General features: G+C 50.1%; 19 protein-coding genes. 7 read left to right on the forward strand and 12 right to left on the reverse strand.

The features are described 5' to 3' along the window. Positions 1-52 precede the first annotated feature (52 nt). Both B0B12_RS03885 and B0B12_RS03890 read left to right on the forward strand, forming a co-directional pair. A complete protein-coding gene (locus tag B0B12_RS03885; RefSeq protein ID WP_076666158.1) occupies positions 53-1,507 on the forward strand; it encodes a phytoene desaturase family protein in 1,455 nt (484 codons plus the stop codon). A 203-nt stretch (positions 1,508-1,710) separates the two neighbouring features. After that, the gene (locus tag B0B12_RS03890) at positions 1,711-2,544 is read left to right on the forward strand and encodes a DNA/RNA non-specific endonuclease (protein ID WP_076666159.1); all 834 of its coding nucleotides are present in this window, start codon (positions 1,711-1,713) and stop codon (positions 2,542-2,544) included. Between the two features lie 63 nt (positions 2,545-2,607). Here the strand turns inward: B0B12_RS03890 and B0B12_RS03895 are convergent, their stop codons facing one another. Further along, positions 2,608-3,012 carry a nuclease A inhibitor family protein gene (locus B0B12_RS03895; protein ID WP_076666160.1) on the reverse strand — a complete coding sequence of 135 codons (405 nt, stop codon included), beginning with the start codon at positions 3,010-3,012 and terminating at the stop codon, positions 2,608-2,610. A 283-nt stretch (positions 3,013-3,295) separates the two neighbouring features. Between B0B12_RS03895 and B0B12_RS03900 the strand changes: the two genes are divergently transcribed. Beyond that, positions 3,296-4,168: an SDR family oxidoreductase gene (locus B0B12_RS03900; protein WP_076666161.1), complete on the forward strand. Its 873-nt coding sequence runs from the start codon at positions 3,296-3,298 to the stop codon at positions 4,166-4,168. Positions 4,169-4,460: 292 nt separating this feature from the next. Here B0B12_RS03900 and gndA read toward each other — a convergent pair whose 3' ends face one another. The 7 genes from gndA to B0B12_RS03935 all read right to left on the reverse strand — a co-directional run bounded on the left by gndA (position 4,461) and on the right by B0B12_RS03935 (position 12,909). Continuing rightward, positions 4,461-6,362 carry an NADP-dependent phosphogluconate dehydrogenase gene (gene gndA, locus B0B12_RS03905; RefSeq protein ID WP_076666162.1) on the reverse strand — a complete coding sequence of 634 codons (1,902 nt, stop codon included), beginning with the start codon at positions 6,360-6,362 and terminating at the stop codon, positions 4,461-4,463. A 381-nt stretch (positions 6,363-6,743) separates the two neighbouring features. Next, positions 6,744-7,412, reverse strand: coding sequence for a hypothetical protein (locus tag B0B12_RS03910; RefSeq protein WP_076666163.1), 669 nt, complete (start codon positions 7,410-7,412; stop codon positions 6,744-6,746). A 97-nt stretch (positions 7,413-7,509) separates the two neighbouring features. Beyond that, positions 7,510-8,028 (reverse strand): hypothetical protein, encoded by a 519-nt coding sequence (locus tag B0B12_RS03915; protein ID WP_076666164.1) that lies wholly within the window; start codon positions 8,026-8,028, stop codon positions 7,510-7,512. Between the two features lie 112 nt (positions 8,029-8,140). Continuing rightward, positions 8,141-8,653 carry a hypothetical protein gene (locus tag B0B12_RS03920; RefSeq protein WP_076666165.1) on the reverse strand — a complete coding sequence of 171 codons (513 nt, stop codon included), beginning with the start codon at positions 8,651-8,653 and terminating at the stop codon, positions 8,141-8,143. A 171-nt stretch (positions 8,654-8,824) separates the two neighbouring features. Then, positions 8,825-9,208 (reverse strand): hypothetical protein, encoded by a 384-nt coding sequence (locus B0B12_RS03925; RefSeq protein ID WP_170871816.1) that lies wholly within the window; start codon positions 9,206-9,208, stop codon positions 8,825-8,827. A gap of 390 nt (positions 9,209-9,598) precedes the next feature. Beyond that, entirely contained in the window at positions 9,599-11,926 is a 2,328-nt protein-coding gene (locus B0B12_RS03930; protein ID WP_076666167.1) for a S46 family peptidase, read from the reverse strand. Positions 11,927-12,459: 533 nt separating this feature from the next. Beyond that, entirely contained in the window at positions 12,460-12,909 is a 450-nt protein-coding gene (locus B0B12_RS03935) for a YkvA family protein (RefSeq protein WP_076667651.1), read from the reverse strand. A gap of 197 nt (positions 12,910-13,106) precedes the next feature. Between B0B12_RS03935 and B0B12_RS03940 the strand changes: the two genes are divergently transcribed. Beyond that, complete coding sequence (locus B0B12_RS03940; RefSeq protein ID WP_076666168.1) at positions 13,107-13,688, forward strand: SRPBCC family protein; 582 nt, start codon at positions 13,107-13,109, stop codon at positions 13,686-13,688. Between the two features lie 37 nt (positions 13,689-13,725). Here the strand turns inward: B0B12_RS03940 and B0B12_RS03945 are convergent, their stop codons facing one another. After that, positions 13,726-15,141: a PhoH family protein gene (locus tag B0B12_RS03945; RefSeq protein ID WP_244554584.1), complete on the reverse strand. Its 1,416-nt coding sequence runs from the start codon at positions 15,139-15,141 to the stop codon at positions 13,726-13,728. 272 nt (positions 15,142-15,413) lie between these two features. Between B0B12_RS03945 and B0B12_RS03950 the strand changes: the two genes are divergently transcribed. Together B0B12_RS03950 and B0B12_RS20660 are read left to right on the forward strand one after the other, a co-directional pair. Further along, a complete protein-coding gene (locus tag B0B12_RS03950) occupies positions 15,414-15,890 on the forward strand; it encodes a toxin-antitoxin system YwqK family antitoxin (RefSeq protein WP_244554585.1) in 477 nt (158 codons plus the stop codon). A gap of 585 nt (positions 15,891-16,475) precedes the next feature. Next, positions 16,476-16,604 carry a hypothetical protein gene (locus tag B0B12_RS20660; RefSeq protein ID WP_280173743.1) on the forward strand — a complete coding sequence of 43 codons (129 nt, stop codon included), beginning with the start codon at positions 16,476-16,478 and terminating at the stop codon, positions 16,602-16,604. A 50-nt stretch (positions 16,605-16,654) separates the two neighbouring features. On the opposite strand, the gene B0B12_RS03960 is transcribed toward B0B12_RS20660, so the two are convergent. Next, positions 16,655-17,275: an AlbA family DNA-binding domain-containing protein gene (locus B0B12_RS03960; RefSeq protein ID WP_076666171.1), complete on the reverse strand. Its 621-nt coding sequence runs from the start codon at positions 17,273-17,275 to the stop codon at positions 16,655-16,657. 144 nt (positions 17,276-17,419) lie between these two features. Next, the gene (locus B0B12_RS03965; RefSeq protein ID WP_076666172.1) at positions 17,420-17,785 is read right to left on the reverse strand and encodes a DUF3127 domain-containing protein; all 366 of its coding nucleotides are present in this window, start codon (positions 17,783-17,785) and stop codon (positions 17,420-17,422) included. 169 nt (positions 17,786-17,954) lie between these two features. On the opposite strand from B0B12_RS03965, the gene B0B12_RS03970 reads away from it, so the two are divergent. Next, positions 17,955-18,881, forward strand: a complete 927-nt coding sequence (locus B0B12_RS03970) for an isoaspartyl peptidase/L-asparaginase family protein (RefSeq protein ID WP_076666173.1) — start codon at positions 17,955-17,957, stop codon at positions 18,879-18,881. Here B0B12_RS03970 and B0B12_RS03975 read toward each other — a convergent pair. Next, complete coding sequence (locus B0B12_RS03975; RefSeq protein WP_076666174.1) at positions 18,878-19,774, reverse strand: cyanophycinase; 897 nt, start codon at positions 19,772-19,774, stop codon at positions 18,878-18,880. The two genes, B0B12_RS03970 and B0B12_RS03975, sit on opposite strands and share 4 nt — an antisense overlap. Positions 19,775-19,915: the final 141 nt, after the last annotated feature.

Consider the following 19,915-nt stretch of genomic DNA (forward strand, 5'->3'; position numbering starts at 1 on the left):
TAAGCCCGATTGTTGTCTCTTGCGACAAAGGTAAGCCTAAATTAAGACAAACATGCAGTACGATGTCATCCTGATCGGCTCGGGTTTTGGTTCGCTCTCGGCGGCAGCTTTGCTGGCCAAGCAAGGGCTAAAAGTAGCTGTGCTGGAACAGGCCAAATACCCCGGTGGCTGCGCCTCAACGTACAAACGCAAAGGCTACTGGTTCGAGACGGGGGCCACCACACTGGTCGGTCTGGACGAGCACATGCCGCTACGTTACCTGCTCGACGAGACAGGTATAGAACTACCCTTGATTAAGCTTCCGACCCCGATGCAGGTGCATTTGCCGAATGGGCAGTTGCTGACCCGCTATGCTAATCTGGAGGAATGGATCAGAGAAGCCGAGCGGGTGTTCGGAGCGAAGGGGCAACGTCCTTTCTGGCAGCACTGTTATCGCATCAGTCAGCAGGTATGGCGCACGTCGCTGGAGCAGCAGTCGTTTCCTTTCTCCAACCTGCAGGACCTGTGGCAAGCGGCGCTGCAGGTGCGCCCGCATCAGTTATCCCTATTGCCGGGCGCTTTCCGGACCATGCAGGATATGCTGACACGTTACGGTTTGCTAGACAACAAACTGTTCACCGACTTTGTAAACGAGCAACTCCTGATCACGGCACAAAACCACCTGGAGGAGGTAAACGAGCTTTTCGGGGCCACGGCCCTTTGCTATACCTTGTTCGGCAACTACTATGTTCCGGGTGGCATGATCGGACTGGCCCGTGCGATTGAGCAATACCTGCACGAAAAAGGCGGCACCATTTTATACCGGCACAACGTGCACAGGATTATATCGAAGGCAGATGGTTATGAAGTGTCTTGCATGGCAGGAAGCTTTAGTACTCGGTTCGTGATCAGCGGCATTCCGCTCAATGATACCTACCGCCTGTTTGAGGATGAAAAGGTGAAGAAAAAACTGGCGCCATACCTACTTCCTTCCCGAAAACTGAATGGCGCTTTCACCATGGCCATCGCACTTCGTAATGCGGCTGCTATACCTGTGCTGCACCACCAGGTTCACGTGCCCAAAGGTTTGCCGCTAATCGGCAGCAGAAGCTTCTTTGTCAGTTATAGTCACCCGGCCGACAGGAGCAGGGCAGGGGAAGAAGAGCGGGTGGTAGCGATCAGCACGCACGTGCCCGATCCGGCTGCACTTCGGATTCAGGACAAAAAGGAACTGGAAGAAGCGATCCTCGGCCGGATGGAAGCTTTGGGATTATTGCAGAAGAAGGATATCCTATACCTGGACTCGGCCACGCCCGGCGCCTGGATTTTCTGGACACAACGGGCCTACGGCATGGTGGGCGGATACCCGCAATACTGCGACATCAAACCCTGGCAGATGAAAGACGCCCGGCTCGATCACAAAGGTGCTTACGTCTGCGGCGATACGGTTTACCCTGGTCAGGGGATTGTGGGTGTTTGCCTGAGCGGAATCATCGCAGCCAACAAACTGCTCCGAGATCATATCTAAGTATGCCCCACACTTTCTGACTTACAATTCTTGTCTTCCAAACGCTAAATAAATCTCAAGGCTTTACCTTTGCTCAGGCAGCGCTTTAGGTTCAAAATTGAGCGGATCTTTGAGAAGATATAAACTTATGAAAATATGAAATTGCCATAATGTCCGTTTCAAAATAGAATAACAATTTTGCTGCCCCAATTACAGTTTACACCATGCTCAAGCACTTGAAACGCTTCACCTATTTTGCCTTTGTTGGGTGGTTATTTGTATCCTGTTCGCAGGAGGATGGGGTTGCTCCCAAAGGTGACAACCTGGCAATGGGCAATCCGAGTGAGGCTGCTACGGATTTCTCAAACTACCTGATCGAGAAAGCGCAGTACTCGTTATCCTATAACTCTTACCGCGGCACACCAAACTGGGTGAGCTGGCACCTGAGCAGCACCTGGCTGGGTAGTGCTCCACGTCAGGATGACTTCAGAGGAGACAACTCGCTGCCTGCAACCTTTTACCGCGTCACGCCGGCCGACTATACCGGCAGCGGTTTTGACCGTGGCCACAATGCGCCATCAGCGGACCGTACCCTTACTGTTGAGGACAACTCGGCTACCTTCCTGATGTCAAATATGATTCCGCAGGCACCCAATAACAACCAGCAGACCTGGGCCAACCTGGAGAACTATTGTCGCAAGCTGGTGAGCCAGGGGAATGAGCTCTACATTATCATGGGGCAGTATGGCAAAGGAGGAACTGGCAGCGCAGGCTTCAAAGAGACCCTGGCAGGAGGCAAGATAACGGTGCCGAACCGTATCTGGAAGGTGATCGTGGTGCTGCCGGAAGGAAATAATGATGTGAACCGGGTGACCAGCAGCACCCGTGTCATCGCGATCGACACGCCGAACTCCAACAACATCAGTACCAGTTGGGCCACTTACCGCACAACGGTAGACGCGATCGAGGCCAAGACAGGCTATGACATCCTCTCTAATGTATCAACTACAGTACAGCGTGTGATTGAGGCCCGAGTCGATGATGGACCGACTTCCTAAGGTATAGCTATACCTACTAGATTAAAAAATCCCTGGCTGCAGCAGTCGGGGATTTGCTTTTGATCAGGTTTCTACAACCAGTGTTTTAAGGCCGGCAATCTCACCATCGGAGGTTCGACCCAGTATGAACACCAACTTCTGGGTTTCGCCGACGCGGAATACCTTGACGTTCTGCAGGAGTTGAAGCAGTGTCTGTTCCAGGTGCTGAAAGCGCCGGGCCTGCTGCCGTGCATCATCGTGCGCTTCCGGGCTGGCCTGGGTCATGTTACGGAGAAAATAACTCAGCTCCATTTCCTCAAACGGATAATCAGCAGGCATGCCCGACAGCTGCAGCACCGTTTCCTTATCCAGTGGCTTGCCGCGAAAGTTCTCGGCATGATAGAATTCAAAGGGAGCATCTGTCTCGCTCATCATCAGCAATCCGTCGGTGGCTTCCTTCAGTTCAGATTCAATTGTTTTTAAGTCCATAGTTTTATATCGCTTCAGCAAAAGAATGCTTCTTTTACTCTAATTCTCGCCTTAGGTTCTTATATTTAGAACATGTTTATTATTCATTTCTAGTACTCCAGATTGTCCTGAAGTGAGTTGTTCATACCGATGCTTATATTAAGCAGACTTGCTAAGTGATACACGAGTTGCAACATCAGAACCTTTAGGACCAAACGTTGCCAGCAGAAGCGAATTTTAAACACGCTTATACCTTACTACCCCGTACTAATATACGTTAGCTTAAAACATACAAAATAAGACGATGAAGGCAGAACCAATGTTGAAAGAAGGTGCCCTGAAAGGCAAAACCATAGTGGTGACCGGCGGCGGCACCGGCCTGGGCCGCTCCATGACCAAATATTTTCTAGAGCTCGGCGCTAATGCCGTGATCTGCAGCCGCAAGCAGGATGTGCTCGAGCAAGCTGCCCAGGAACTGATGCAGGAAACCGGCGGGCAAGTGTTGCCCATTGTGTGCGACGTGCGCAAGTACAACGAAGTGGAGGCCATGCTGCAGGCCACACTCGACAAATTCGGCAGGGTGGATGTGCTGGTAAACAACGCAGCCGGCAACTTTGTGAGCCCGACCGAGCGCCTCAGCCACAAAGCCTTCGACGTCATCACCGACATTGTACTCAAGGGCAGCTACAACTGTACGCTGGCGCTGGGCAAACATTGGATCGAGCAAAAGCAGGAGGGAAGCATCCTCAACATCGTGACAACCTATGCCTGGACAGGCTCTGGTTATGTAGTACCCTCGGCCTGCGCCAAAGCCGGCGTGCTGGCCATGACCCGCTCTCTGGCTTCTGAGTGGGCCAAATACGGCATTCGCTCCAATGCCATCGCACCCGGCCCTTTCCCGACAGAAGGCGCCTGGACACGCCTGTTCCCAAAACAACTGGCCGATAAACTTGATCCGGTGAAGCGTATACCTATCGGTCGTTTCGGTGAGCACCAGGAACTGGCTAACCTGGCCGCTTATCTGGTGTCAGACTACGCTTCGTTCGTGAACGGCGAAGTGGTAACGATCGACGGAGGCGAATGGCTGTACGGCGCCGGCGAGTTCAACAGCTTCAACCAGATACCACAGGAGATGTGGGACGCCATGGAAAAGCAGATGCGCGGGAAAGGGAATTGAGAAATTTAGTGTGTTAGTGAATGAGTGATTAGTGGGGTGAACGATAATGTATTTGTAGGACAGGTCGCGACCTGTCCTAATCGTGCACGGATGCTGTGCCAGAACCATCTCCAATGCCATATTTTAAGCAGTTGTTTGTCATTTCGAGCTGGGAGTAGGGCCCTCTATTAGGGAGAAATCTGAAGTATTGGATAGTTACTAATATACTTCAGATCTCTCCTTTTGTCGAGATGAGATTTTGGATCTGTAGTCACTTAAATCGAAGAATCTAGTGTACCATACATATATCAACTCAATCAGAGCCTTTCCAGTCTGTATGAAAATACACACCGGTTGGTTTGTCCTTGCGCTGGTAGGTATGGGCTCCGAAATAGTCTCGCTGCGCCTGGATCAGGTTAGCGGCTGAGTCTGCTGTGCTATACCCGTGGAGGTAATTTAGCGCAGCGGACAGCACCGGCAGCGGTATACCTTGTTGCAAACCTATTGACACCACCGAAGCAAAACCCTTCCGCGCATTGCGGATCCGCTCGACGATGGTAGGGGCCAGCAGCAGGTGCTGTTCCTGTTTGTAGATCGTTGCCAGTTCCTCCATCAACTCAGAACGAATGATGCAGCCGTTGGTCCAGATGCGGGCTATCTCGCTGAAGTTGAGATTCCAGTTTAGCTGCACCGAAACTTCCCGCATCAGGTTAAAGCCAATGTCGTGGTTGATGATGCGGGTTGCCTCGTATGCACTTTTCAGGTTGGGGACAAAGCTGCTTTTATCAATTGTGATGTCGGCGGGCTGCTGCAGGTATAGCGCGGCCGCTTTCACCCTCTCTTTTTTCATGGCAGAAAGCGCCCGGGCCATTACGGCAGCGGAAAGCGTGTCGTAGGGCACGCCGTACTCGAGGCCCGCAGCGGCTGACCAGCCTCCGGTACCTTTCTGCTCGGCCTGGTCCAGCACTTTGTCGAGCAAGAGTTCATCGCCCTCTTTCTTTTGAAGTATATCGATGGTAATCTCAAGCAAGTAACTTCCCAGTCCGATCTGCTGCCACTCTTTTAATGTAGCGGCAATGTCAGCGGGTGCTATACCTGCCAGGTGGCGTAGGAGCGCGTATACTTCAGCCAGGGCCTGCATCTCAGCATACTCAATGCCGTTGTGCACCATCTTCACAAAGTGCCCGGCTCCGTCAGGTCCAATGTAGGCTGTGCAGGGCTTGCCCTTGCTGTCCCGGGCCGCAATCAGCTCCAGGTAGTTCGCTACCTGTTCGTAGCCTTCGCGCGGCCCCCCGGGCATGATGGACGGTCCTTTACGGGCGCCTTCCTCACCACCCGATATTCCTGTTCCCACAAAGTGCAGCCCCTTGCCGGAAAGCAGCGCTGTACGCCTGGCAGTGTCTTTGTAATAAGAGTTACCACCGTCGATCACCACATCACTTGGCTCCAGCAAAGGTATAAGTGCCTCGAGCTGGGCGTCGAGCGCGCCGGCGTAGATCATCAGCAGGATTTTGCGCGGCTTTTCCAGCGACTGCACAAATTCCTCCAACTGGTCGAATCCTTTTAACTTGGAAAGGGAAGGGTTTTCTGAAATAACCCGCGCAGCTATACCTTCTTCCGAGCCCGGCACATGCCGGTTGTATATCGCGACGCGCACACCACGATTAGCTAGGTTCAGGGCAAGGCTTTTGCCCATCACGCCCAGCCCGATCACGCCAAATTCTGACTGTGGATTCATATGCTCTAGTTTTGTGATGACTTCCTGAATGATCTGCTCAGGAGCTAAGGAAACGTCGACGTGTATGCCGTAGGCAGGCTTCTCCAGCGCCTCTAACTGCGACTCCAGAAGGGTAGGCGGCATAAAGTGCGCCTGCCGTGCCTGCAGCCGCTTCAGGATGGTGTCACGTGAACCGTCGAGGTAGATCCAGCTGATATCGGGCACCGTTTGCAGTGTTTTGCGGTATTCCTCTTTCAGGGCTGAGCAGGCGAGCACGGCGCCTCCCGCAGCTTCCCAGGCAGGAATCAGGCTGGCTAATTGCGCCAGCCAGGGTGCCCGGTCCTGGTCGTTCAGGGGAATGCCCTGGCGCATCTTGTCGATGCTCTGCCGGGGGTGGTAGTCGTCTGCATCGTAAAACGGGAGCCGGAGCCTGGCGGCAAGTTTCTGTCCGACGGTGGTTTTGCCACTTCCTGTAACTCCCATCACAATGTAGATCATAGTTGCTGCATTAATAGAGCTCCGAAGAGCTTCCGTACACTATCGGGCTTTTGTACGGAAATGCAGCCAGTAGTTTGCAAATAGTCGATTGCCCAGCACACAATTGTGATTATCGAACCAAAAAGGAAATGCTGCGTGCCTGCTCATGTAAGGTTAAGTGATGGTAGCTGTGACTAGTTGAAAAACTGCGCTTTCTTTATTTTCTGCAAGTGGCGAATGTGTGCTATGCTGTGCTGGAGCTCGCCTGCATCTTGGCTCAGGTATAGGTCAAGCGCCATGCCCTAGAGCCATTTGGCTTTTCGGCTAAGTTGAGTGTAGGGATGGTAAATGGGTAGCGCAGGCCGAAGCAACCGATGCGCGTGGTCAGTGGTGCTTGATAAATTACTTTATTACGTATCCAACCTTTACGCCCATCGCTACATGCGGCCGATAAAAGACACCTTCTTTCCGGTCGATGGGTGGGAACCAGAGATCAGTTGGTGCATACAATTCATCTTCTAACAAACCGACGGGCTGGTGTTCAATAGAAAGCCGTCGCACGCCCAGGCCCAAGAAAGGGTCGATCACAAAGTTGTTGACTTTCACCTCCACGCCATACTTTAAACTGGTGGTCCAGACTGTCCTATCAATCTGGGAAGACTCATACCTGTACGAGGTACCATTCTTTATCAGATAATCATGCTCCTTCTCATATTCCTGCGGAAAATACATACCCTCTACCGCTATGTATGATCGTACTTCTGATGCTGCGTCGCTCATGAAGTACTTCAGTTCCGCTTTGGTTTTAGAATATTTATAATTCTTCCGCTCACTTTCACCTTCCGACATGATCTTTCGAAAGGTCTGCAATTTAAATCCATGGTCCATCGACAGAGCGAACCGCTGACTTAGATTCTTCTGCACGCCAACCTGCAGAACGCCGGATATCGGGTCCAAAAAGTTCAGGGGAGCAATGTGAAAGCGTACCATCTCTTCTGTAGGCTGACTATAGGCCTTGCTGTTCATCAATAGGAAGTTGAGCAGCAGGAAGGAGAAAGCTCGAATTTTCATTGCTTGAGATTGTTGAGGAGCAATTTTGCTATGGTGTTTTTATGCACTAAAGGTCTTGTCAGCAAAGGTGATTTTAATTTTTTATCTGAATCAAGGTTTAATCAGCTGGTTCTACTTTATAGTACACTACTGCTTGATCACCGTTAATTCTTAAATCTGCTATCTCGTTTGAAGTGCGCTGTACCCTGAACTCGCCAATCTTCTTTTCAAACATGGGAAATTTAGTTTCATACAGGTTGTACGAGCAACAACCACTTAAAAATCCTGTATACTGGCTCCTGATTTGGTACCTATCACTCTGCATAATGTTGTCTGCTGGAGTCAAGAAAGCAAAGAAGATAGAGCCTAATAAAGCACCTAAGATTCCGTCAGATAACCATGAGAAGAACACAACAATAGGTGAAAGAATATACAAAGGCGAATAATAGGTTATGGCGCTTCTGTTTTTGAAGGTATTAATGAACAATAATACCCCTGTTGCATATATAAGCACCCGAACCAGGAACATCAATCTATTATCAAACTCAAGGTCTGATATTACAAACAGCAACAGATTCGCAAGCAAGAGCACTAATAAGCCAAGATGTACTTTCTTAACCATGCGGCTGTTATTCATAAGTGTGATACCTGCCAACGGATTGTATAGAAGGCTAACGAGGCGTAGCCGAAGTGTGGCTTATAGGCTTTGTTGGTAGCAGTCGTTTTCTTATTTGGCTGTTTATTATGGACTAGTCTCGGGTAAGTTTGAAAGTTTGAACGTATTTTCTTGTTGACTTCAGCATGCCGCCATCACTCCAATCTTGATATTCCACTGAATTAATTCCTTGCTCCTGTGTATCGATCGCGAGACGCATTTCCTTCTCAGAAACATACTCAACTCTATAATCCGTGAACCCTTTTACTTGCTCAGTTGACTTACCGTCTTCAATGTATAAACGCTCCTGTCCATCTAACTCGTAAAATTTATAAGTACTGGATCTTATCGTACCTCCCCAGCTAACGAAGTCAGGGGCAGTAATCCAAAGGGAGTCTTTACCAAACTCAAACTTGTTGCCCTTCATAACCTTATAGGGTTCTTCATAGACAAGTTTATTTGCATCGTCATAGAACTGCCATAATAATTCGACAGTTTCCCATTTCCCTTGAACCATCTCTTTGGCCGAAGGATTTACCTCTTTATCTTTTGCACAACTGCATAGTAACATTATGAATGCAATAGAATTGAGTAAATGCTTTTTCATATTTGAGTGCTTCGTATGAATTGATTCTTAAAATATGATTGATATTACTGGTAACGTTACTCGTTCAGCCAATGGGCGGGCAAAGCCGAGCGTATAGGCTGCACGTGTAACTTTGCCAGAAGGAGTTTTTGTTTTATTTTTTACTGATTCCTGTTTGTAGCTCCACTGGTTCTACATTCTAAGACAAACAATCATCATAATAAATGTAATATAAGCACCAAAGATATAAACCCAAGATAGCGTTTCAGTAAGTTTATCCCTTAAGTACCTTTCTTTAAAGTTCTCAAATATTTTCAGGTATCTGCTACCACCAATAAACCACAGCCAATGAAGTCCTACAAAAGCAAAACCTGAAGGAAGAATATACTTCTTATCAAATTCTGGCATTTCTCCATTAGAGAGGTAGTAAGCCAAGTCAGCAAAAGTAAATAGATACAATAGACTGGATGTACCCACTATTCCAGAGGCAGTTAACCATGGAATATCATTTTTGTACATTCCATTTTTATAATAGCGCTTGAAAACGTGGAAGAATATCAGGTTGTACCAAGTCACTTTTGATTGTTTCCTTTTCTCTTTTAATGATTTCGATTACTGGCAACTACTTCGAAAGCGTAAACATACGGTTATTGGCACTCTATGCGAAGTAGTAATCTGCCCTATACAACTGCTGCACCGTCACTTTAAAACCATCTCCAACTCCTATAATCAATTACATTGTTTCCAGCTAATATACGATTTTCCTGAAGACAGTCAAGCATATTGCTCATATCCAGTACCTTGAACTCCACAGCTACTGTTGCCCGACGAAATTTACTTGTTGCGAGTGATCAACCCTACATGGCGCTATATAAGGTATAGCATACTCCATACGCAGGTATAGAACAACGAAAAAGCCCCGCCTGAATAACCAAGCGGGGCTTTTTCAATAACAAAGTGCTGATTTTAGTTTACAAGCTCAGCAGCTTCTTTTTCTTTCTTTTTGGCTGCTTTTCGGGCGGCTTTCTCCGCTTTGCGCTGCTCTTTCTTCGAAAGCTGCGTCGCTTCTGCCGGAGTCTCGGTTTTGCGGCGGGCGTCTAACTGCGGCAGGCCGGACGTGTTGTCGTTTACCAGCGTCATTTCTTTTACGAGGTGACCGGCACCGGCAAACTTGTCTACTATGAAAAGCATATAGCGCGCGTCCACCGAAATGTTGCGTACCTGGTCCGGGTTATAGGTCAGGTCACTCATGGTGCCTTCCCAATTGCGGTCGAAGTTGGTACCGATTAGCTGGCCATTGGCGTTGATCACCGGTGAACCGGAGTTACCACCTGTGGTATGGTTAGAGGCAATGAATGCTACCGGCAGCTGACCGTTCACACCGTAAGGGCCATAGTCCTTCTTCTCGTACAACTCCTGCAAGCGGGCAGGTATAGCATAGTCCTCAGCAACACCAGAGGCGGCTTTTTCCATTACACCTTCCAGTGTGGTATAGTGGATGTACTTCACACCATCTACCGGCTGGTAAGGCTCAACTTTGCCATAGGCCACACGTAGGGTAGAGTTGGCATCTGGGTAGAACTTGCGGTCCGGCTGCATCTCGCGCAGACCAGCTACATAGGTTCTATAGAGCAGATTCAGGTTGTCATTCACCTTGGTATAGGTCGGCAACACGTTCGTACGGTAGTAGTCGTTGATGCTGCTGGCCAGCTGGAAGCCCGGATCATTCTTCAGTGGATTAGCTTTACCGGCCCGGATATCGGCAATAGCTTTGCGTACACCTGCCTCTGACGTAAAGAGCGACTTGCTGTATACCTCGTCGGCATACTTGCTGAAGTCTCCCTTATATTTCTGTCGCACCATGGCGAAGGCCGAAGGATGTAGTTTATGGTCCAGGTTCTCATAGTACATGCTCAGCAGGGCCGCAAACACCTTCTTGTCGGTAGGAGCGTTGTAGTTCTTAAAGTATCCCGCTGCGCCTCTCTCGAGTCGGTCAAGCTGCGCGTTGATCTCCTGCTGTGGCGCTTTGGCCTCAATCAGTTCGTTTAGTTTGATGAAGTCGTTGGCATAACGCACAAGCTCCACCCCCCAGGCGGCTTCCATAATGTAGTCGCGGGCGATGGTGACGCCCTCCAGCTGCTTATAGTTCTGAGCAAACTCATTGATCAGGTTGCCATAGGTTTGCTTGCGCTTGGCATCGCCATTGGCCCAGGCCGTGAACTGTTTCTCGAGCTCCTGCTTACGTTCAATGGTATTGGCCTTACGCAGACCGCGGCTCTCACCGATCCACTTTTTCCAGGCGTTGGCCACGCTCGCATGCTTGGCGGCATACTGAATGCGCACGGCGTCAGAAGCCTTCATGTCCTCATCCAGCACCGCCAGCTTCGTGTCACGGATCTTGATCTTGTGCGGGTTAGACACTTCGTAGATCTCCTGAATGGCATGCGAGGTCAGGTACTCGTTGGTACGACCCGGGAAACCGAACACCATTGTAAAGTCATTTTCCTGCACACCGCTCAACGAGATCGGCAGGTGATGCTTGGGCTTGTAAGGCTTGTTATTTGGGGAATACTCGGCCGGGTTGTTGTTCTCGTCGGCATAGATGCGGAAGATGGCAAAGTCTCCAGTATGGCGTGGCCACATCCAGTTGTCGGTGTCGCCTCCGAACTTGCCGATCGAAGAAGGAGGAGCACCCACGAGGCGGATGTCGCGGAAGGTCTCCGTGACATACATGTAGTACTCGTTGCCATAGAAGAACGGGCGGATGATGGCGTCGTAGTGCGTGCCGGCAATGGCCTGCTGACGAACCTTGGCGATGTTCTGCTGCACCATGCGCTCGCGATCAGCCTCAGCAGCGTTAGCAGGTATACCTGCCAGGATCTGCTGCGTCACGTCTTCCATGCGTACGATAAAAGTGGCAAACAGGCCCGGGTTCGGAAGTTCCTGCTCGCGGTTCATGGCCCAGAAGCCTTCGGTCAGGTAGTCTTTTTCTACGGAGCTGTGGCTCTGGATCTGTCCATAGCCGCAGTGGTGGTTGGTGAGCAGAAGCCCCTCAGAAGAGATCATCTCCCCGGTACAAAATCCGCCAAACGACACAATAGCGTCTTTCAGGCTGGACTGGTTGATGCTGTAAATGTCTTCGGCAGAGAGCTTCATGCCCTTTTTCTGCATTTCTGCTTCGTTCAGCTGCTTGAGGAGCATAGGCAGCCACATGCCTTCATCAGGCTTGGCCGTGCTTATACCCAGACTCAGACAGGCGGCAGCAAAAAATGCTATTATGCGCTTACTGATCATGGTTTTTTATAAGAGTTGGTTTTAAGTCCCCAAGATACGGAAGAAATGCGAGTTTGGTAGATTAGGAAGTTTAGGAGTTTGAGAGTTGAGGAGGTAAGATGTAGCGACCTTAGAATGTAACGTCGTGGTCCAACACAGCATAGATGTTCCATTGTAGGGACAGTTCGCGACATGTCCGAATTACGCGCGAATCGCAAATGCTCTTCAGGAAATCCCTGTCCCGAAGCTAACTGTAGGGGGCTTCCTAGTCCCCGTGTGCTGGAATACGCGGACAAGGATGTCCGAATCATCTTCAACAAAATCCTTAAGTTGACACCATTGGGTCGCGAGCTGTCCCTACAAATACACCACATTTACTGATTCTAAGTCCAGAACGACAGTAGAAAATTTATAAGTAGGTATAAACGCCATTAAAAAATGCCCTTGTCCAAAGAAGATTGAACAAGGGCATCCGGGAAATATACTTCTTCGACTTAGGTAACAATCAGCCCGCATTAAGGATTATTCATTCCTCATTAGTCATTAATCATTACCTAAAGCGTTCCCATCGTCGGCTCAAAGTTCTGGTTGGTCTCCCAGTTTTTGAAATTAGCGATTTCCTTTTGGAACGAGTCGATGAACCAGGCCATCAGACTGATGTCATCGAGGAAGCCGAGCACAGGTATAAAGTCGGGTATCACGTCGAGGGGTGTCACCAGGTATAGCAACACCGCCACACCAGCCAGCAGCGACTTGTTCGAAACCTCACGATAAGAGCCGTTAATGTAGGCCTTCACCAGACGAATGAAGGTCTGCATCACGCCCTTCACCTGCTCAAACCCACTCTGATTACTCTCTACATCTACAAGCTTGCCATAGGCTGTTGTCAGTAGCATGCCCAGCTTTACGGGTTTGGAAACCAGCCCGCCGGCCCGTCCCAGAAAGCGCTTGAAAATAGTATGCTGTGAGAGTGTTAGTCCTTTATTGATAAGATCCTGAATCATGTTTTTGTCTTTTGTTTGGCCCTTATACGGCATCGGGCCGCTAATTGGTGTGAACTCGGCCGGGCGGAAACAGAGCTAAGACTTAGATATAAAAATATTCTTGTATACTTGCTTGTCAGTATTGTTTTTTCTCCTTTAAATTGGTGTACGTTTAGCATCAAATTATCCCATACACTTACAGGCATGTCGCATCGTTTATGAAAGCGTCGTTCATCGTGCTGGTGTCGTTGCTGGTAACTTCGGCCGCAGTTTATTTCGGTTCTTTTCTTCTTCCGGATTCCTACGAGGTCAGGCGCACCATTGTGGTGAGCGCCAAACCCGAGCAGGTGTTCCCATACCTCAACAACCCCACCAAGTGGGAAGAGTGGAACGCCTGGAATAAGGACTATGACCCGACCATGATCCGGCTTTATGGTGGCCCGATTACGGGTAAGGGAGCTCACCAGGAATGGATAGGCGACCGGGTAGGGATGGTAAAAGTGCACTTTACGGAAAGTACACCTCCCAACCAACTTTACTACAAGCAACTCACTAAAGGCGAGGCCTTCGAGACGATCGGCATCTTCAGCCTTGAACCGACGGAAGGAGGCACCCGCGTGATATGGCAACAACGGACGCAGGTAGTCGACGACCCATTTAATAAGTATAAAGGGTTCTTCAACAAACTAAAGACGGAGCAGGAAACCGAGCAAGGCTTGCTTTTGCTTAAAACAATCTTCGACCCCGTCGAGGAAGAGGGCAGCACATCACGAATCGCAAAAGAAAAAGGCCGCAGCTAGGTATAGCAGCGGCCTTTTGCCTTTTATACAGGTATGGTTAGAGCAGTTCGTTCGCCAGGTTCGCCAACTCGGAACGTTCCCCTTTCAACAGTGTGATGTGTGCATACAACGGGTGGTTACGTGCCCGGTCAATCAGGTATGAGAGGCCGTTGCTCTGTGAGTCGAGGTAAGGCGTGTCGATCTGGTAAATGTCACCCGTAAATACGATTTTCGTATTTTCACCGGCCCGCGAAATGATGGTCTTCACTTCATGCGGTGTCAGGTTTTGGGCCTCGTCCACAATAAAGTAAATGTTCGAAAGGCTGCGTCCCCGGATGTAGGCCAGCGGCGTGATCACCAGTTTCTCCAGCTCCACCAGCTCCCGGATCTTCTGATACTCCTTGCTGCTCTCGGCATATTGGTTCTGGATGTACTTCAGGTTATCCCAAAGCGGCTCCATGTAAGGGTTTAGCTTCGATTTGATGTCGCCGGGCAGATAGCCAATGTCTTTGTTGCTAAGCGGAACGATGGGTCTGGCCAGGTAGATCTGCTTGTAGTCGCGGCGCTGCTCCAGAGCACTGGCCAGGGCCAACAGCGTTTTGCCAGTACCAGCTACGCCCTGTATGCTCACCAGCTTAATGCGCGGATTTAACAGGGCGTGCATGGCAAAGGTCTGCTCCGCATTGCGAGGCTTTACACCATAGGCCGTCTGCTTGTCTACCCGTTCAAACTGGTCCTCCGCCGGATTATAGTAGGAGAGGATCGAGTTCTTGAAGCTCTTGAGCACATAAAAGTGATTGTCCGCAGGGGTTTCCTTGATCACTTTCCCGCTTTCTGAACTGCCCTTTTCGTAGAGCTCATTGATGATGGTCGGATCGATTTCTTCCAGCGTATCGCTGCCCGTGTACAGGCCCGCCACATCCTGTATCTTACCGGTTTCATAGTCTTCCGAGATCAGATTGAGGGAACGGGCCTTCAAGCGCAGGTTGATGTCTTTGGTGACCAGTACCACCTTGCTTTTCGGGAAATCCTGCTGCATCTGCAGGGCGGAGTTCAGGATGTGGTGGTCGTTCTTGTCGCCGAAAATCTTGGTGGCGTCGAGCTGCGTGCTGCCGTTCATCATCACTTTAAACTTGCCCTTGGTCTTGCCATTGAGCGGAATCCACTCCTGCAGCATGTGTTCGGAAGAGAGCTTGTCGATGAAGCGGATGAACTCGCGGGCCTCAAAATTCTTGATGTCGTTGCCTTTTTTGAAGTTGTCGAGCTCCTCCAGCACCGTGATCGGGATGGCCACATCATGCTCCTGGAAGTTCTGCACCGCGCTATGGTCATAGAGGATGACCGAGGTGTCGAGCACAAATATTTTTTTCTCTTTTGCGTCAGTCGCTTTGCCGTTGACTTGTGTTTTGACCTTGCTTAAAGTAGGGGATTTCTTTTCGGGTTTGTCCTGGGTTGACTTCGTCTGTTTGGGCATAAGGGTAGGGGTATAGTAGAGACACACTCTTTTTACGCAAATACATAGCGCGCAGTCTATCTATGAAAGACACAATTTTTGCAATCGCACAGGCCCTGTTACCACATCGGATTTTGTTCGATTTTTAGTCCCTTGAATCATAACTGTTTACCTTTAAAAGATGTATAACTAAATAATTAGTTATGCGTGAAAATTTATGTATATTTGTTTAGTCGTTCCTGAGACAAGTTGAGTGCTTAGCCGGATGTGACTTGTAAAACCAGATAGCGTGTATGAAAAAGATTTATACCTTCACCTTGTTGCTACTTTTGCTACTGCCACTGACCATGCATGGGCAAGTGAAGCAGAAGCCCAGTAAAGGCATCTGGCCCTTCCAGATCAATCGATTCGACAAAGAGGGGCGGCACCATGGTCGCTGGAAGCTATACCTGCCAGACAACACCACGCTGCTGCGAAACGGACGTTTCAAGCACGGGCAGGAGCGAGGCAAGTGGCGTTACTACTATCCTGATGGCAGCCTCCGCAAGATCGAGTACCACAAACCAGGTTCAAAGGAGTTCCTGGTCAGGCTCTTCCACGACAACGGCCAATTGGAGAAGCAGGGGATGGCCCGGGTAGTAGAGACCGACCGCGTGATCCACTACTACTGGTTCGGAACCTGGCAGATCTACAACCGCGCCGGCCAACTCACTCATACTGAGTATTATGAAAAGGGGAACGAGATTAAGCTTGATTTGAGTAAAAAGTGAAGGCTAATAATGTCTGTAAAGGAAGCGCTGATCTCACAATGTCTCATAACCTTACGAGAGTATACCTAATTGGCGGTGGTTGAACAGGTATAGCTAGTCAGAATCAGTATTTTCGGGATTAAAGGATTTTCAGGATTCCAATGCACGATTGTCATCCCCCTGCCCCCTTCGAAGGGGGACTTTTCTGTAGCTGCTATACCTAAGGTATAAGCGGTGTTGTTTCTGTTTTGCTTAACCGGGTCCAACCACCCCTAGCCCCTCCTGGAGGAAGGGGCCTTCTAAAAAGTCAAAGGCGAGGAACCAGAAACTGTTACTCCAAGGTATAGGCGTTGAAGTATAGGGCATCTCTAGGTATGGTTCTGTCATTTCGAACGCCAGTGAGAAATCTGGGATCAACAGTCTCAATAATCCAGATTTCTCCCGTTGGTCGAATTGACAGTGACGGACAGGTATAGCAAAGCTAACTCGCACGCTCATAATGCAACAGAAAGCTGTGCCAGGTGCGCTTTTCGACGCTCTACTGTTGGGGGTGAAGGGGCCCCCTGTCAAGAGAGGTCAGCGAGTGGGGGTAGGGGCCCTCGATATGTGTCAAGACAAAAAGTGAGTGCCCGCCGCACAGGCGAAGCTACACAGCAGTACAGGTTGCTATACCTGCGACAGCCGTTGCTACAGCGCACGCCATCCCTATACCTATACCTATACCTAGGCCAGTAGCCCCACGATAGTAGACAGAAGGTTGGAAGCTAGCGCCATAAAAGGCTGAATCAGCTCAGGGTATAAAACTCCTCCTTTTCTTTATAGTGCAAACGCAAATACCCATGAATCACCAGCTTAACCAGCATGCGGTAAGCGCGTCTTTCCGATAGGTTCGCAATCTTCATGTACTGACGGAGTGTGACGCGGCGGTTGAGTGCCAAGTAATCGAGTACGGCGCGCTCGTGGCGGTCGAGGGGAATACGCTCGAATGTGGGCTCTTCGACCTGAAAGGACTTCTCTACCATTTTGCTGGTCTGCACGCTGGTGTCTTTCACCCGCACGTAGCCGCGCCAGTCGTCCTCCTTTATTTTGGCAAAATGGGGCTTTGTCTTGCTCTCCGGTACAGTCACTTTCAGGATGGTGTGGCCATCGAACTCCACTTCTTCGTAGCTGAGCAGCAGGGGAGGGTCGCAGTAGAAACCGGCGGCTAGCTCCAGGGTGTGCTTTTCTTCCTCCGGATCAACGCCGACGACTTTGCCATTGTCTTTCACCCCGATCAGGATGGTGCCGCCACGCGTGTTGGCAAAGGAAACCAGCGTGCGTGCTATTTTGTCGGGCTGCGTGACGCGCTGCTTGAAATCAACCTGATCGTTTTCGCCCTGCCAGATCAGGCGCTGTAAATCGTCCATAGTCAGAAGGATGCAGGTATAGCTAGCGGCTATACCTCGTTATAAAATAAGAAGAGCAGGTAGCCTCATTTTGTTCTAAACAAATCAAAAAGGCATAAAAAAAGCGAGCCTGTCGGGGCTCGCTCTGTTTATACGCAATATGTATTAGAATGGCAGATCGTTGTCTGCATCGCTGCTGTAGAATGACGGAGCCGCTGACTCCTGAGCAGGGGCATTGTAACCGCCAGCAGCGGCTGCACCCTCTACACGCCAGGCCTGCAGGTTAGTGAAATACATGGTCTGTCCGTTCTTCGTGAAGGGCTTGCCTGTCAGGTTGAACGTCACTTTCACTTCGTCGCCCGGCTTGTAATTGTCGATCAGGTTGCATTTGTCTTGTGTCAGCTGGAACTTGCAGTACTGCGTGAAAGAACCGTCCGGAATCTCCAACACGAACTCACGTTTTCTGAACTTTTCACTTACCTGCTGTTCCTCAAACACTTCGTACAGCTTTCCTTGAATATCAAACGACATAAAATAAACTTTAGAATGAATAGATTGATCTAAGGACAAATATACAAAATCTTTGGTTTCGCCGGGACTGAAAAATGACTGCTTTTTTAAATTTTAGGGCCTGAAACCCCGCTCGTAAAACAGGCAAGGCCCTGCAGGCGTAGGAGCCTACTATAACGCACCACAAACTATGCAAAACTTAGCCATTGCCATACACGGAGGAGCCGGCACCATCACACCCGACTCCATGACACCCGAACTTGAGAAAGCTTACAGAAAAGACCTTGCGCATGCCCTGAACCAAGCGTACCAATTACTAGAGAAAGGAGGATCGGCCTTAGATGCCGTGGAAATGGCAGTTGCGCTGCTCGAAGATTCGCCACTGTTCAATGCAGGAAGGGGCTCGGTGTTCACGAAGGAGGGCAAGCACGAAATGGACGCGGCCATCATGTGTGGCAAGACGCTGGATGCCGGCGCGGTAGCCGGCGTGCGCAGCATCCGCAATCCGGTGCGCCTCAGCCGCACCATACTGGAGCAGTCGGACCACGTGCTTCTGAGCAGCTACGGAGCAGAGGAGTTTGCCCGCAAGTACGACATTGAGTTCGCACCTGAAGAGTACTTTTACGATCAGCACCGCTACAACCAGTGGCGTGAGGTGCGTGATACGGATACCTTTATGCTGGATCACAGCAAGGAACGGAAATTTGGGACGGTGGGGGCCGTCGCCCGCGATGCGAACGGTGACCTGGCAGCAGCCACCTCCACAGGCGGCATGACGAATAAGAACTACAACCGCATCGGCGACAGCCCCCTGATCGGCTCGGGTACATATGCCAACAACAAAACCTGCGCTATTTCCTGCACCGGACACGGCGAGTACTTCATCCGGGCGGTGGTGGCGTACGACGTCTCGTGCCTGATGGAATACAAGGGCTATACCTTGCAGGAGGCCTGTGACGAAGTGGTTCTGAACAAGCTCGTCAAGTTTGGGGGAGAGGGCGGCCTGATTGCGGTAGACGGCAAAGGAGAATTGGCCCTGCCTTTCAATTCTGACGGTATGTACAGGGGCTACCGCAGCAGCGGGCGTGAAGGGAGGGTGGCTATTTACAAAGATTAGCCTCTCGTCTCCGAAGCGAGCTCGTTCCGCTCCACAGCCTCCTTGTCCTTGTAAAAAGCGCGCGTATTGATGTTGAATACGTTCCCCTTGGCCAGTGCATGCATCATCATACCGGAGATGGCGATCGGTCGCCCGGGCTCTATGTCATTGATATTGGTGTAATCCACACCGTGGCCATCCACGATGACCACCAAGTTGGAGCCAATTGTTTCAATCATGTGGCCATCGGTGATCAGCACACCCGTGTCTTCTCCCAGCCCGATGCCAACAGTTTTGGGGTGCGTTACCACTGCCTCCATCAATCTGCCAAAACGTCCCCGGATGACAAAGTGCGAATCGATGATCACACCGCTGATCAGCCCGAAGCCACGGCCCATCTTGACAGAGCCACGCAGCAGCGACTCCGTTGAGCTACCCCCTTTGATCATGATCTCTGACATGGCCATGGCGCCCGCACTCGTCCCTGCGACCACAAAATCTTCCTGCCAGTACCTGTCATGCACGATCTGCAGAAACTCCGTTTCGCCAAAAATGCGGGTCAGGCGCGACTGGTCGCCTCCGCTGAATAACACGCCGTCAGCCTTGCGGATGCGCTCCAGGTACTCCGGCTTCAGGGCGTCTTCTTCTTCCCGGATGTGCATCAGGTTGGCGTTCTCGCATCCCAAAATGCCGAAGGCGCTTTCGTAGCGCTCACCTACTTCTTCGGGTATAAGCGAGGCCGTCGTGATCACTTCAATGGTGGGATTGCGATTGGGTATCTCGTTCAGGAAGCGCTTGAGTATACCCAACTCAAAAAAATCGAGGTAATATTTCTTTTTGTGTTTCGGGTTCGGGTATGAGCCTTTGTCTTCGTTTCCGCCAATGGCTATGAGCTTTCCTTTTGGTTTATCCACGGGTGTTCTTTTATATGCTAATTGTATGCTAACTCTAAAAGGTATGATGGCCTGCGATGCCATCACCCTCCTAAGATTACCAATATTTTTCAAATTCGTTACGGAATAGGCTTCCTAATTGCGTCATTGGCCTGTAATAAT

This window comes from Pontibacter indicus, assembly GCF_900156345.1.
GTDB classification, from domain to species: domain Bacteria; phylum Bacteroidota; class Bacteroidia; order Cytophagales; family Hymenobacteraceae; genus Pontibacter; species Pontibacter indicus.